Source organism: Bacillus carboniphilus, assembly GCF_039522365.1.
Lineage (GTDB): Bacteria > Bacillota > Bacilli > Bacillales > JC228 > Bacillus_BF > Bacillus_BF carboniphilus.
In genome coordinates this window covers 1-15,080 of sequence record NZ_BAAADJ010000008.1, presented here as the reverse complement: position 1 = coordinate 15,080, position 15,080 = coordinate 1, and the positions used below count along the sequence as shown (strand labels likewise).

Sequence of the window (15,080 nt, the reverse complement as noted above, 5' to 3'; positions counted from 1 at the left end):
TCACCTCTAACTTTGAAAGCAAAAACCGCTTTCTAAGTCGGAGGTGATCAAGGCGCTTCCGCTTTTCTATGTATATTTCCCCTCTAATCGGTCGATGATGGTAACAACAATTGATGGAGGGGAGAACTCTATGAAAACGGGTACTTTGAAACAAATTTTATTGATTACAGATGGCTGCTCAAACCACGGGGAAGATCCAATTGCAATGGCAGCTCTGGCTAGAGAAGAAGGTATAACGATCAATGTCATTGGTGTTATGGAAAATGATGTGATAGATGAGTCCGGTATGAGGGAAATTGAGGATATTGCCATGTCAGGTGGCGGGGTTAGCCAAGTAGTCTACTCCCAGAGTCTTTCTCAGACTGTCCAAATGGTAACAAGAAAGGCAATGACCCAAACCCTACAAGGTGTAGTTAACAAGGAATTACAGCAGATACTTGGCGGGAAGCAAACACTGGAAGATCTACCTCCTGATAAAAGAGGAGAAGTGATGGAAGTTGTAGATGAGCTAGGGGAAACTGTGGACTTAGAAGTGTTGATTCTTGTCGATACTTCTGCAAGTATGAAGCATAAGCTTCCGACTGTAAAAGAGGCCCTACTTGACTTGTCTCTAAGCCTGAACGCTCGAATGGGGAATAATTTATTCTCTGTGTACGTATTTCCTGGGAAAAGGAAAGATGTCGAAAAATTGCTAGATTGGACACCAAAGCTCGAATCGTTAACAAGTGTGTTTTCCAAATTATCTGTGGGTGGTATTACACCAACAGGTCCGGCAATTAAAGAAGCTATCAATCAATTCAAGCCGAAGCGATCGATTAAAGGTCTATTAGGGAGAAATGATGATGAATCCTATTATGAAGAGTCCATTTAAGCTGTCGCCAAGGACTGTCATTGATGGGAAATGGAATCATGAGCAATATGAGGTAGTAAAAGAGTTGGGGTTTGGTGCAAATGGAACAGTCTTTTTAACCACTAATAGTAATGGTTCTTCTGTAGCTGTCAAACTAAGTACTCAAACTTCCTCGGTTGCTTCTGAAGTTAATGTATTAAAAGCACTATCAAAGGTCCAAGGGTCATCCCTCGGACCTTCTTTGTACGATGTAGACGATTGGTCTATAAACGGGAAAACCATCCCTTTCTATGCAATGGAATATATAGAAGGGAAAGATATAAAGGGCTTTATTCAAGAACGAGGAACATCATGGATTCTGGTGCTAACGATCCAACTTTTAAATGACCTACACCAGCTTCATGAACTAGGTTGGGTTTTTGGAGACTTAAAACCTGAAAATTTAATCGTATCTACGCGTCCACCAAGAATACGATGTGTCGATGTTGGTGGAACAACACAGATAGGGAGGTCTATCAAAGAATTTACTGAGTTTTACGACCGAGGGTATTGGGGATTAGGTTCAAGGAAAGCAGAACCTAGCTATGATTTATTTGCTGTCGCTATGGTCATTATAAGTTTGTACTATGGTGACCGATTTGCGAAAAAAGGAGAATCAATAGGCCTTTTAAAGAAAAAGATCCAGGGTATAAAAGAATTAGGCCCTTATGAAACAGTTTTACTTAAGAGTATAAAGGGGGAGTTTCAATCAGCATTAGAAATGAGATCTGCTTTGTTGAACTGTAAGGCAAAATACCAACCAGTTCATTCTAATCCTAAACAATCACCATCTAGTGCAAAGAATGCAAATACTATGGCTCGACCAATCCCTCAAAGATCGAGGTATAAAAAAAGGAAAGCATCAAAATCTGCATCTTTTATTGAGACGATATTGTTAGTAGCTATTGTTACTATGTTTTACACACTTTATATAGTGGGAGAAGTACTAAATGGATCACAATAGGTGAAGTTATGAATTTTTTATGAAATAGGGGGGCTATCTTTTGCTCTCAATTAACTGGAGTGGTACGATAACTTTATCTTTATTAGAGTAGATACTTATACTTTTTACTAGAATGAAAAACAATAAGTTATACCTCGGCAATACTTGGGAATAGATAAAGAGGACGATATGATGTTTGATCAAAAAGTGCATTCTTTTATCAAAAAGCATAGGTTATTTACTAAAGGGGATATTGTTGTTATAGGAGTTTCAGGAGGTCCAGATTCTCTTGCGTTGCTGCATTTCCTTAATAACCATAAACACTTTTACCAGCTTAACATAGTAGCTGCACATGTAGACCATATGTTTAGGGGCCAACAATCCTATGAGGATTATCTTTTTGTCCAGTCTATTTGTGAAAAATGGGGAATTCCTTTTGAAGGAAAGCAAATTCAAGTGTCGAGCTACCAGAAAAATGAGAAATTAAGCTCGCAGGTAGCGGCGAGGAATTGCAGGTATACCTTTTTTAAAGAAGTGATGGAAAAGCACCATGCAACGAAATTAGCACTTGGCCATCATGGCGATGATCAAGTAGAGACAATTCTGATGAGATTGACACGAGGAAGCACAATGAAAGGGAGAAGTGGGATTCCCTTCAGTAGAACTTTTTCAAAGGGTAGGATTGTCCGTCCGTTTCTGTCTTTGGAAAAGAGTGACATTGAAGATTATTGTACTGAGCATAATCTAAATCCAAGAAGAGACCCAACGAATGAGAAGCTTGACTATACGAGAAATAGATTTAGACACCAAGTGCTACCCTTTTTAAAAGAAGAAAATAAAGAGTTAGTTAAGCAGTTTCAACGATTTAGCGAGGAATTATTAGAAGATGAAGCATTTCTAGAGGAATTAACAGAACAATATATGAATAAAGTAGTGAAAAGGAAAAATGATGGCTTGTTCATGATATCAATTAATAATTATTTAGGATTGCCTCATCCTTTACAAAGGAGGGGGATTCATCTAATATTAAAATATCTTTACAAGGATATACCCTCTACTTTATCTGCAGTACATATAGAACAAATTTTAAATTTGTTCAAAGGTTCTCATCCCTCTGGAATATTACATCTCCCTAAAGATTTAAATGTAATTCGCTCCTATGATGAAGGAATTTTTAGGTTTGGAGTCGAAGAAACAGGACACATAGAAACTACAATCACCCCGGGAGAAACCATTTCCTTACCCAATGGTAGCCTACTTATATTTCAGGAAGTAGAAACGATGGATGAGGAAGTGTCAAATACCTTATATGAATATTATGTCAGTAAGGATACGCCCTTTCCATTAATCGTCCGTTCAAGAAAAAACGGGGACCGCATTATGTTACCAGGTTTAATTGGTCATAAAAAGTTGAAGGATCTTTTTATTGATGAAAAGATACCTTTGATGAAAAGGGATACATGGCCAATTGTAACAAATCAGAATGGGGAAATATTATGGGTACCAGGATTAAAGAAGTCTGGTTTTGAAGCAAAAAATTCTAAAGATGCAACGTACATACTCCGATATAGTATAGGGAACATCTAGGAGGCATTATCATGAGACAAGATATTGAAAAAGTGTTAATTTCAGAAGAGGAATTGCAAAAAAAGATTCAAGAGTTAGCTACTCAACTTACTGAAGACTATAACGATCGCTTTCCATTAGCAATTGGTGTCCTCAAAGGGGCAATGCTCTTTATGGGTGATTTAGTAAAGCGCATTGACACCCACCTAGAAATGGACTTTATGGATGTTTCTAGCTATGGTAATTCAACGGTTTCATCAGGTGAAGTCAAAATATTGAAGGATTTAGATACCTCTGTAGAAGGAAGAGATGTTTTAATTATTGAAGACATCATCGATAGCGGGTTAACACTTAGTTACTTAGTGGAGTTATTCCGTTACAGAAAAGCCAAATCCATCAAAATTGTCACATTGCTTGATAAACCATCAGGAAGAAAAGCTGATATTACGGCAGATTATGTAGGTTTTATTGTTCCAGATGAGTTTGTAGTCGGATATGGCCTGGACTTTGCAGAAAGATACCGTAACCTGCCATATATCGGTGTTTTAAAACCAGAAGTATATCAAAATAATGATTAAGAAATACTAGTCATATGCTTTTTTAACACATGTGATAAAAGTACATAAATGGCAAATTATTGTACTGTAAATAATCTCTATGATACTATTGAATATAGTTTGTTTCCTGTGGGAGGAGGTAAGAGATGAACCGGATCTTCCGTAACACCATCTTTTATTTACTAATATTTTTGGTCATTATTGGCGTTGTAAGCTTTTTTAATAATAACAATGAGCCAACCAAAGATATTAAATACAATGAATTTATTGCTTACTTAGAAAACGGTGAAGTTACTAATTTCTCTATTCAGCCTGAGCGCGGAGTTTTCGAGGTAGTTGGTCAGCTTGAAGGATATACTGAAGAGCAACATTTTGTTACATATATCCCAAATGACAGTACCGCTCTTGATATCGTTAACCGACATGCAGAAAAGACTGACGTAGAGGTAATGAGAGCAGAAGAGCAAAGTGGATGGGTATCATTTTTTACTACAATGATTCCATTTATCATTATCTTCATTTTATTCTTCTTCTTACTTAACCAAGCTCAAGGCGGTGGAAGCCGTGTCATGAACTTTGGAAAGAGTAAGGCTAAGCTCTATAACGAAGAAAAGAAAAAAGTTCGTTTTAAAGATGTGGCAGGTGCCGATGAGGAAAAGGCAGAACTAGTAGAGGTTGTTGACTTCCTAAAAGACCCTCGAAAATTTGCTGAAGTGGGAGCAAGAATTCCTAAAGGGATTTTGCTTGTTGGACCTCCAGGTACAGGTAAAACATTATTAGCAAGAGCAGCTGCAGGAGAAGCTGGAGTTCCATTCTTCTCTATCAGTGGTTCAGACTTTGTTGAAATGTTTGTCGGGGTCGGTGCATCCCGTGTTCGTGACTTATTTGAAAATGCTAAGAAAAATGCGCCTTGTATCATTTTCATAGATGAAATTGATGCGGTAGGTCGTCAGCGTGGTGCTGGTTTGGGTGGCGGTCACGATGAACGTGAACAAACGCTAAACCAATTGCTTGTTGAAATGGATGGCTTTGGTGCCAATGAAGGAATTATCATCATTGCTGCTACAAATAGACCGGATATCTTAGATCCAGCCCTACTTAGACCAGGTCGTTTTGACCGTCAAATTACAGTAGATAGACCTGACTTAAAAGGTCGTGAAGAGGTCTTAAAAGTTCATGCTAGAAACAAGCCGCTTGACGATTCGATTGATTTAAAATCAATTGCAACCCGTACACCAGGGTTCTCAGGTGCTGACTTAGAAAACTTACTTAACGAAGCCGCTTTAGTTGCAGCTCGCCGTGATAAAAAGAAAATCGATATGTCTGATATTGATGAAGCAACAGACCGTGTTATTGCGGGACCTGCTAAGAAAAGCAGAGTTATTTCTGAAAAAGAAAGAAAAATTGTTGCATTCCATGAAGGTGGGCATACCATTATCGGTATTGTATTAGATGAAGCTGATGTAGTCCATAAAGTTACAATTGTTCCTCGTGGCCAAGCTGGTGGATATGCTGTTATGCTTCCAAAAGAAGATCGATACTTTATGACCAAACCAGAACTTCTTGATAAAATTACAGGACTACTTGGTGGTCGAGTTGCCGAGGAGATTGTATTTGGTGAAGTAAGTACAGGTGCTCATAACGACTTCCAACGTGCGACTGGTATTGCTAGAAGAATGGTTACTGAGTTTGGTATGAGTGATAAATTAGGACCACTTCAATTCGGTCAAGGACAAGGTGGAAATGTCTTCTTAGGAAGAGATTTCAACAATGATCAAAACTATTCTGACGCGATTGCGTATGAAATCGACTTAGAAATTCAACGTATCATTAAAGAATGTTATGAAAGAGCTAGGAAGATTCTAACGGAAAACCGTGATAAATTAGACTTAGTTGCTAACACTTTGTTAGAGGTTGAGACATTAGATGCTGAACAAATTAAGCATTTAGTAGATCATGGTTCACTTCCAGATCGTTCGAAGCCACAAGATGATGTGGTCGTTAACATCAACAAGAAAGATGATTCTACAGAAGAAGAAAAAACTTCTGAAGATGAAGAAAATAAATAAGAAAACGTAAAAAACCTGCCTTTATGGTGGGTTTTTTCTTTGTTAATAACAAAATATGTAGTTAGGAGCAGTGTCTACTGTTATTGAAAAGCAAATATGGTATGATGTTGGCAGTATGTTAGATTAGGGTAAAGTGAGGATTTTTAGATGATCTTTGTCTTGGATGTTGGAAATACAAATATCGTTTTAGGTGTATATGAAAAGGAAGAATTAAAATATCATTGGAGAGCGGAAACGAATCGTCACAAAACAGAGGACGAATACGCAATGCTGGTGAAAGGTCTTTTTGAGCACGCAGGACTTTCTTTTTCCGATATTGATGGAATTATTATCTCTTCCGTTGTACCACCTATCATGTTTTCGCTAGAAAGAATGTGTATCAAGTATTTTGATATTCAACCATTAGTAGTGGGTCCTGGTGTGAAAACAGGTCTTAATATAAAGTACGATAACCCGAAAGAGGTTGGAGCTGACCGAATTGTAAATGCTGTCGCGGGAATTTATGATTATGGAAGTCCATTAATTATTGTCGACTTTGGAACGGCTACTACATATTGTTATATTGATGAACACAAACAATATATTGGAGGAGCCATTGCCCCAGGAATCGGTATTTCTACGGAAGCACTTTATTCAAAAGCGGCAAAACTTCCTAGGATAGAAATTGCTCGACCAGACCAAATAATTGGGAAGAATACGGTGTCAGCAATGCAGTCTGGTATATTGTTCGGTTACGTAGGACAAGTTGAGGGAATTGTAACTCGAATGAAAAACCAAAGTAATGTAAAACCAACTGTGATCGCAACAGGTGGTTTAGCGGAGCTAATATCTAAAGAATGTGATGTTATAGATGTTGTAGAACCTTTCTTAACTTTAAAAGGATTACGTCTCATTTATGAGAGAAATAAGGAAAGTATAAATCATAAGTAACCGTTTTAAAATGAAATTGACAGCTTGAAGGAAGACAGAGGTGAAATAATATGAGTGATTATTTAATAAAAGCTCTAGCATTTGATGGACAAGTTCGTGCATATGCAGTAACTTCTACAGAAACAATTTCTGAGGCGCAAAAACGACATAACACATGGCCGACTGCATCTGCTGCGCTGGGCCGTACGATGACAGCTACTGTAATGATGGGGGCTATGTTAAAAGGTGGAGCTAAGTTAACTGTAAAAATTGAGGGTAAAGGCCCAATTGGTATTATTATCGCAGATAGTAACACCAAGGGGGATGTTAGAGGTTACGTTACGAACCCACAAACCCATATTGAAGAAAGAAATGAACAAGGTAAATTGAACGTAGGTGCTGCAGTAGGTACAGAGGGAACTCTTACGGTTGTAAAAGATTTAGGATTGAAGGACAACTTCTCTGGTCAAGTACCACTGGTTTCTGGTGAACTTGGAGATGACTTCACTTACTATTTTGTTACATCTGAACAGACTCCATCATCCGTCGGGGTTGGTGTACTAGTCAATCCAGATAATAGCATTAAAGCTAGTGGAGGTTTTATCATTCAACTATTACCAAACTGTGAAGAACAAACCATTTCACTTATTGAAGATAGATTGAGTAAAATTCCACCAGTTTCAACTATGATTGACAATGGGTTGTCTCCTGAGGAAATGCTATTTGAGTTATTAGGAAAGGAAAATGTAAAAATACTCGAAAGCATGCCCATCCAATTTACGTGTACTTGCTCAAAAGAACGATTTGCAAATGCAATCATAAGTTTAGGTAAAGAAGAAATACGAGATATGATTGAAGAAGATGGTGAAGCTGAAGCATCTTGTCACTTTTGTAATGCTTCTTACCATTATACAAAAGAAGAATTAGTAGAACTTGAAAAAGAAGCGAACTAGAAATAGATCACCACTGGGGTGAAAAGTATTTCTATTTAGGGGAGAGGGAATTTGAGTAAATCATTACACACTTTTATTATCATTGCTCTAGTTATTACAAATTGCTTAACAATAGCTTATTTTTCTAATAAATCCACATCAACTACCGGCTCCACGCTTCAACAAGAAGAAACAGTAGCTAAAATTGGGGATGTTTCCATTTCTCGAGAAGATTGGATGGTTCAACTGGAAGAGCGTTATGGAAAAGATACTTTACGTGAGATGGTTAACGATAGAGTCGTTGAACAACTGGCTGTCCAGTATGGAATTGAAGTAAATGAAGACGAAGTAGCGAGAGAAGTTTCTTACTTTCTTTCCATGTACGGGATGTCTCATTCGGATCAATTTCAAGAAGAAGAGTGGAAAGAGGAAATGAAAAGAATTATTGTGTTAGAAGAGCTATTAACCAAAGATGTTACAATCCCGGAAGAGGAAATGGAGCGTTATTATAGCGATAACCAACACCTTTTTACTGTTCCTGACACTTATCATCTTTCTCACATCATTGTAAATACAAAAGAGGATGCAGAACAAACGATCCAAGAACTAGAGGATGGTTCCAGCTTTTCTGTTTTAGCAATGGAAAAATCAATTGATGAATTTACGGCGGTGCAAGGTGGCAATTTAGGGTTCGTTTCCTTGGAAGATCACATGATTCCTAGCGTTTATGAAGAAATCGTAGCCAATATGGAGACAGAAACATGGTCAGAACCTATCCAAATGGATAATGAGTATGCAATCGTATATCTTCATGAAAAAATTGAAGGTAAAAGCTGGAGTTATGAAGAGGTAAAAGAACAAATACGTAGAAAAATTGCCTTAGACCAAATGCAAACTCCTATTTCTGCCTCTGAGTTTTGGGACGAGTTACATGTTGAATGGTTCTACGGCGAACAAAGTGAGAGTTAATATGTAAATGTTTGTAGATTAGGCCACCCCATTATCTAGCGGGTGGTTTTTTGTATCTGAGATGGAATGAAGGATTGAATAATGTCATATATTGTGGAAAAAATAGCCGCGTAACAGAATGCATTTTCATTGACAATTTTTTGTAGTCTTGTTAAATTCAATTTAAACCAATAAAAATAGTCGGAAATAAACCGGAGGTGCAAGGTATGGCGAAGATTGTAAATTCAATTACTGATTTAATAGGTGAAACACCGGTTGTTAAGCTAAACAGACTTGTAGATGACAACAGTGCAGATGTTTATGTGAAATTAGAATATATGAACCCTGGTAGTAGTGTGAAAGACCGTATTGCATTAGCTATGATTGAGGCGGCAGAAGAAGAGGGTGCCCTAAAGACAGGCGACACCATTATTGAGCCAACAAGTGGAAATACAGGGATTGGTCTTGCTATGGTCGCAGCTGCAAAAGGATATAAAACGGTTTTAGTAATGCCTGAAACAATGAGTATGGAGCGCAGAAATCTTTTAAGAGCATTTGGAGCCGAACTAGTACTGACACCTGGACCAGAAGGAATGAAGGGTGCTGTTCAGAAGGCAGAAGAGTTGGCAAATGAAAAAGGATATTTCATGCCACAACAATTCGAGAACTTTGCAAATCCGGAAGTGCATCGACGCACTACAGGAAAAGAAATTGTTGAGCAAATGGGAGACCAACTGGATGCATTTATTGCTGGTATTGGAACTGGTGGAACGATTACAGGTGCAGGGGAAGTTTTAAAAGAAGCTTATCCTTCTATAAAGGTCTATGCAGTAGAACCCAAAGATTCACCAATTTTAGCTGGTGGTAAGCCAGGTCCGCACAAAATCCAAGGAATTGGAGCAAACTTTGTACCTGGGATTTTAAATACAAAGATCTATGATGAGATCATTCATGTGGGTACAGAGGATGCTTTTGAATACGCGAGAAAAGCAGCAAAAGAAGAAGGGATTCTAGGTGGGATTTCTTCCGGAGGCGCTATATACGCGGCTCTAAAAGTAGCTAAAGAACTAGGTAAAGGTAAAAAGGTATTGGCTATTCTACCAAGTAATGGAGAAAGATACCTTAGTACACCGCTTTATCAATTTGAAGAAGAATAAGAATGAGGCCTGTACACAATGTGTGCGGGTTTTTTTACTTATTAGAAGGTAATTAAGATGTATAACAATTAGGTAAAATATTTCCTCAAAAGTAGCGAATATGAGTTTGGTTCGTTATGATTATTACAGATAATCGGACAACTGGAAGGTGACAAAATGAATTCAGTCATACAATGTGGAAAATACAAATTAGATTTTACAAATAAAACATTGATTATGGGGATTGTTAATGTAACGCCCGACTCATTTTCAGATGGGGGTCAATATAATTCAATTTCAGGGGCAGTTGAACATGCAGAAAGGTTGGTAGCTGAAGGTGCTGATATTTTAGATATTGGCGGAGAGTCTACTCGCCCTGGACACGAACCAGTCTCCGTACAGGAGGAACTTGACCGGGTTATTCCGGTAATAAAGGCCTTGTCGAAACGAGTTTCCGTACCCATTTCAATTGATACCTATAAAGCGGAAGTTGCGAAACGAGCAATTGAAGCGGGTGCTACTATCATAAATGATATATGGGGTGCAAAGGCTGAACCAGAAATCGCCAAGGTAGCGAAGGAATTTCAAGTGCCTATAATCCTGATGCATAATCGACCTAATCGGGACTATCTAAATTTTATGGAAGATGCAATAAAGGATTTGCAAGATAGTATTGAAATGGCATTAAGTGCTGGGGTTCCTAAGGGGCAAATTATATTGGATCCAGGTATTGGATTTGCGAAGGACTTTGCTGAAAATATAGAGATGATGCAAAATCTCGATCGTCTAGTCGAACTTGGGTTTCCTGTTCTCCTAGCGACTTCGAGAAAAAGAATGATTGGACACATACTTGATCTTCCTGTTGATGAGAGAATGGAAGGGACAGGAGCGAGTGTGTGTTATGGGATTCAAAAAGGTTGTCAGCTTGTTCGTGTACATGATGTAAAAGAAATAAAAAGAATGGTAGATGTTATGGACGTTCTTTGCGGAAAGAGGAAGATGGATGGATAAGATATACCTAAACCGAATGGCATTTTACGGATATCACGGCGTCTTTTCTGAAGAAACTAAGCTTGGACAAAGGTTCTATGTTGATTTGGTATTAGAGGTAGACTTGAAAAAAGCAGGAGTGACCGATGATTTAAATGAAACGGTTAATTATGCTGAAGCCTACAAACTATGTCAGGAAATCGTTGAAGGCACACCCTATAAATTAGTTGAAGCAGTTGCGGAAAATATTGCTCAAGGACTATTAAAGAAGTTCCAGAAGGTGAATGCTTGTAAGGTAAAGGTAATTAAGCCAGACCCTCCAATACCCGGTCACTATGACCATGTAGCAGTTGAAATTACGAGGGAACGATAATGACCAACACGGCATATATTTCGCTTGGTTCAAATATGGGAAATCGTTCTGAAAATTTACAAAAGGCGATACACCTTCTTAAAGGCCAAGATGAAATAGAGGTTAAAAGATTATCATCCATTTACGAAACAGACCCAGTTGGCTTTGAAGATCAGGCAGCATTTTTGAATATGGTTGTCCAAATAGAGACAAGCTTATCGCCTCAACAGTTGCTGGAAGTAATTTTACAAACCGAGCAGACACTTGGTAGGATCAGGGTATTTAGGTGGGGGCCAAGAATAATAGACCTTGACATTTTGCTCTATAATCACGAGAATATTGAAACAGAACAGTTAATTGTTCCGCATCCTCGTATGCATGAGCGGCTATTTGTGTTAATACCGCTTTTAGAAATAGATGAAATGTTAGTACATCCAGCTATAGGAAAAGGATTCAAACAAATCCTAGGCGAAATTCCGGAAGATAAAGGAGTTCGACGATGGAAGCAGATAAATGGGGAAGACGAATTCGTGCATATAGAAAGCTAAAGGGCTTTACGCAAGAAGGTTTAGCTAAGGAAATTGGGATATCGATCTCCTTATTGGGGGAAGTTGAGCGGGGCAGTCGTGAGCCGTCTCCTCAGTTAATTGAACAAATTTCTTCAGCACTTAAAGTTTCGGTAGAGGAATTGAACCCTAACAGTAACGATTAGGAGGTCTTTAGACATGTTTAAGATTGGTGATATCCAATTGAAAAATAGAGTTGTTTTAGCACCAATGGCTGGTGTGTGTAATTCACCATTCCGTCTAACTGTTAAGGAATTTGGTGCAGGACTTGTATGTGCTGAAATGGTCAGCGATAAAGGAATTGTGTTAAAAAACGAGAAAACATTGAATATGCTTTACATCGACGAGCGGGAAAAACCAATGAGTCTTCAAATCTTCGGTGGAGAAAAAGAAACATTAGTAGAAGCAGCAAAATTTGTTGATAAAAATTCAACTGCTGATATTATCGACATCAACATGGGTTGCCCAGTACCCAAAATCACAAAATGTGATGCTGGAGCAAAATGGCTGCTTGACCCTAATAAAATTTATGAAATGGTTTCAGCTGTAGTAGATGCTGTTGATAAACCGGTAACTGTTAAAATGAGAATGGGCTGGGATGAAGACCATATCTATGCGGTTGAAAACGCAAGAGCCATCGAAAGAGCGGGTGGCCAAGCTGTTTCTCTACACGGAAGAACTAGAGTCCAAATGTATGAAGGCACGGCAAATTGGGATATCATTAAAGAAGTAAAGCAATCTGTTAATATCCCGGTAATCGGAAATGGAGATGTAAATACTCCGGAAGATGCAAAACGCATGTTAGATGAAACAGGCTGTGATGGAGTTATGATTGGTCGTGCTGCGCTAGGGAACCCTTGGATGATCTATCGTACAGTTAAGTACTTAGAATCGGGTGAGCTATTAGGTGAGCCGACTGTACGTGAGAAAATGGATGTTTGTAAGTTACACCTGGATCGCCTGATTGACTTGAAGGGTGAACATATAGCTATTCGAGAAATGAGAAAACACGCAGCTTGGTATCTAAAAGGAATTCGTGGAAATGCCAAAGTAAGAAGTGGTGTTAACAACTGTGAGAGTCGTGCCCAATTAGTAACTCTTTTAGATGAGTTCACTGTAGAAGCTGAGGCAAAAGAGGCTGAACAAACAGAAGCGGTTTAATATTTGACAGTATGATTCTCTCTTTTTTATAATATTAGGTTGTACAGTATATACTGCCAGTTTGACACTGGCAGTTTTACTATATATGTCGAATTTTATTTTACGATTAACGTATACTTGGTTAACTACATAGATATTGCGTTAGTTGTTGAGATTTATATGCTTGATCCGGAAAATACTTATAAATGGAGCTGATGAAGATGAGTCATGAAGAACTCAATGACCAATTGAGAGTCCGTCGTGAAAAGATGGAAAACTTACGTGAAAACGGGCAGGACCCATTTGGTAGTCGTTTTGATCGTACGCATTTAGCACAAGATTTGTTAAATCAATATGGTGAGCTTTCGAAGGAAGACTTAGATGAGAAAAAAATTGAAACCACCATTGCTGGTCGTGTAATGACAAAGAGAGGTAAAGGGAAAGCCGGGTTTGCCCATATTCAAGATCTTTCAGGGCAAATTCAAATTTACGTTAGGCAAGATGCAATCGGTGATGAAGCTTATGAAGTATTTAACACAGTTGATTTAGGAGATATTATCGGAATTACTGGTACTGTGTTCAAAACAAAAGTAGGGGAACTTTCTGTTAAAGCATCAAACTTCGAATTTCTAACTAAAGCATTACGCCCTCTACCAGAAAAATATCATGGTTTAAAAGACGTAGAGCAACGTTATCGACAACGTTATCTTGACTTGATTACGAATCCTGAAAGCAAAAACACTTTCATAATGCGTAGTCGAATCATTCAAGAGATGAGAAGATACTTAGATAGCCACGGATACTTAGAGGTTGAAACGCCAATGATGCATGCAATTGCTGGTGGCGCTTCTGCAAAGCCATTTATCACGCATCACAATGCTTTAGATATGCCTCTTTTTATGAGAATTGCAATTGAATTACATCTTAAGAGACTAATTGTTGGTGGGTTGGAGAAAGTATACGAAATTGGCCGTGTATTCCGTAACGAGGGAGTGTCAACTAGACATAACCCCGAGTTTACTATGATTGAACTTTATGAGGCATATGCTGATTATCGTGATATTATGGCATTAACTGAAAATGTTATTGCTCACATTGCTAAGGAAGTACTTGGTTCTACTATCGTTCAGTATGGAGAGTATGAGGTGGATTTGACTCCAGAGTGGAAGAGGCTTCATATGGTAGATGCAATAAAAGAGTACACTGGTGTTGATTTCTGGAAGGAAACAAGTGTAGAAGAGGCTCGTAGTCTTGCGAAAGAACATGGTGTGGAAATAGATTCTAATATGCAATATGGTCATATTGTTAATGAGTTCTTCGAGCAAAAAGTTGAAGATAAGCTAATTCAACCAACATTCATCTATGGACACCCAGTAGAAATCTCCCCTTTAGCTAAGAAGAATGAGGAAGACCCAAGATTTACTGATCGTTTTGAGTTGTTTATTGTAGGTCGTGAACACGCGAATGCTTTTACAGAGTTAAATGACCCAATTGATCAAAGAGAACGATTCGAAGCGCAACTAAAAGAACGCGAGCAAGGAAATGATGAAGCTCACATGATGGATGATGACTTCATCGAGGCGTTAGAGTATGGTATGCCGCCAACAGGTGGTTTAGGAATTGGTATTGACCGCTTAGTAATGCTACTTACCAATTCTCCATCTATACGTGATGTCTTACTGTTCCCGTTAATGCGTCATCGTTAACGTATAAGTATTTCAACAAAGGAGGTTGTCTTCTTGAAGACAAACTCCTTTTTCTTATATTTTGGACTTGGTTCAAATTATAAATGATTTGGTTTATTTTAACTGTTGCGCATTACCATATAATCATGATATATTATTTCTTGCTGTTCCAGATTATTGATTTTCATTCATTGAGTCACAAAAATCTTTTTGAAAAAAATCATTGACTTATAAAAGCGAACTTGTTATTATATAAAGGTCGCTGAAAAACAGCGCAGAGGTAAATGAGTAACCTTGTTCCTTGAAAACTGAACAAAGAAAAACGTCAACGTTAATTCAATTTTTTATTTTATGAGCTATTCAAATCTTTTCTTTTATGGAGAGTTTGATCCTGGCTC

15 protein-coding genes are annotated in these 15,080 nt (G+C 38.1%); all 15 read left to right on the top strand.

The features are described from left to right. The first annotated feature begins 97 nt into the window (after positions 1–97). Positions 98–871: a VWA domain-containing protein gene (locus ABDZ91_RS04515; RefSeq protein ID WP_343796821.1), complete on the top strand. Its 774-nt coding sequence runs from the start codon at positions 98–100 to the stop codon at positions 869–871. Then, positions 843–1,853 carry a protein kinase domain-containing protein gene (locus ABDZ91_RS04510; RefSeq protein WP_343796752.1) on the top strand — a complete coding sequence of 337 codons (1,011 nt, stop codon included), beginning with the start codon at positions 843–845 and terminating at the stop codon, positions 1,851–1,853. Before ABDZ91_RS04515 ends, ABDZ91_RS04510 begins: the two co-directional genes overlap by 29 nt. Before the next feature lie 168 nt (positions 1,854–2,021). Beyond that, complete coding sequence (gene tilS / locus ABDZ91_RS04505) at positions 2,022–3,419, top strand: tRNA lysidine(34) synthetase TilS (protein WP_343796750.1); 1,398 nt, start codon at positions 2,022–2,024, stop codon at positions 3,417–3,419. 8 nt (positions 3,420–3,427) lie between these two features. Next, positions 3,428–3,976, top strand: coding sequence for a hypoxanthine phosphoribosyltransferase (gene hpt, locus ABDZ91_RS04500; protein ID WP_343796819.1), 549 nt, complete (start codon positions 3,428–3,430; stop codon positions 3,974–3,976). Between the two features lie 125 nt (positions 3,977–4,101). Then, positions 4,102–6,024 (top strand): ATP-dependent zinc metalloprotease FtsH, encoded by a 1,923-nt coding sequence (ftsH, locus tag ABDZ91_RS04495; protein ID WP_343796748.1) that lies wholly within the window; start codon positions 4,102–4,104, stop codon positions 6,022–6,024. A gap of 147 nt (positions 6,025–6,171) precedes the next feature. Beyond that, on the top strand, positions 6,172–6,954 hold the full coding sequence (locus tag ABDZ91_RS04490) for a type III pantothenate kinase (protein ID WP_343796746.1): 783 nt from the start codon (positions 6,172–6,174) through the stop codon (positions 6,952–6,954). Positions 6,955–7,004: 50 nt separating this feature from the next. Then, positions 7,005–7,886 carry an Hsp33 family molecular chaperone HslO gene (hslO, locus tag ABDZ91_RS04485; protein WP_343796744.1) on the top strand — a complete coding sequence of 294 codons (882 nt, stop codon included), beginning with the start codon at positions 7,005–7,007 and terminating at the stop codon, positions 7,884–7,886. A 51-nt stretch (positions 7,887–7,937) separates the two neighbouring features. Beyond that, positions 7,938–8,834, top strand: coding sequence for a peptidyl-prolyl cis-trans isomerase (locus ABDZ91_RS04480; RefSeq protein ID WP_343796743.1), 897 nt, complete (start codon positions 7,938–7,940; stop codon positions 8,832–8,834). Between the two features lie 206 nt (positions 8,835–9,040). After that, positions 9,041–9,970: a cysteine synthase A gene (gene cysK / locus ABDZ91_RS04475; protein ID WP_343796741.1), complete on the top strand. Its 930-nt coding sequence runs from the start codon at positions 9,041–9,043 to the stop codon at positions 9,968–9,970. A 156-nt stretch (positions 9,971–10,126) separates the two neighbouring features. Next, complete coding sequence (gene folP, locus ABDZ91_RS04470) at positions 10,127–10,960, top strand: dihydropteroate synthase (RefSeq protein WP_343796739.1); 834 nt, start codon at positions 10,127–10,129, stop codon at positions 10,958–10,960. Then, positions 10,953–11,312 (top strand): dihydroneopterin aldolase, encoded by a 360-nt coding sequence (folB, locus tag ABDZ91_RS04465; RefSeq protein ID WP_343796738.1) that lies wholly within the window; start codon positions 10,953–10,955, stop codon positions 11,310–11,312. Before folP ends, folB begins: the two co-directional genes overlap by 8 nt. After that, entirely contained in the window at positions 11,312–11,839 is a 528-nt protein-coding gene (folK, locus tag ABDZ91_RS04460; protein WP_343796737.1) for a 2-amino-4-hydroxy-6-hydroxymethyldihydropteridine diphosphokinase, read from the top strand. Before folB ends, folK begins: the two co-directional genes overlap by 1 nt. After that, positions 11,791–12,003 (top strand): helix-turn-helix domain-containing protein, encoded by a 213-nt coding sequence (locus ABDZ91_RS04455; protein WP_343796735.1) that lies wholly within the window; start codon positions 11,791–11,793, stop codon positions 12,001–12,003. The genes folK and ABDZ91_RS04455 overlap by 49 nt, the downstream gene beginning before the upstream one ends. Before the next feature lie 13 nt (positions 12,004–12,016). After that, positions 12,017–13,018, top strand: a complete 1,002-nt coding sequence (dusB, locus tag ABDZ91_RS04450; protein WP_343796734.1) for a tRNA dihydrouridine synthase DusB — start codon at positions 12,017–12,019, stop codon at positions 13,016–13,018. A 200-nt stretch (positions 13,019–13,218) separates the two neighbouring features. Then, on the top strand, positions 13,219–14,703 hold the full coding sequence (gene lysS / locus ABDZ91_RS04445; RefSeq protein WP_425541789.1) for a lysine--tRNA ligase: 1,485 nt from the start codon (positions 13,219–13,221) through the stop codon (positions 14,701–14,703). Positions 14,704–15,080 lie beyond the last annotated feature (377 nt).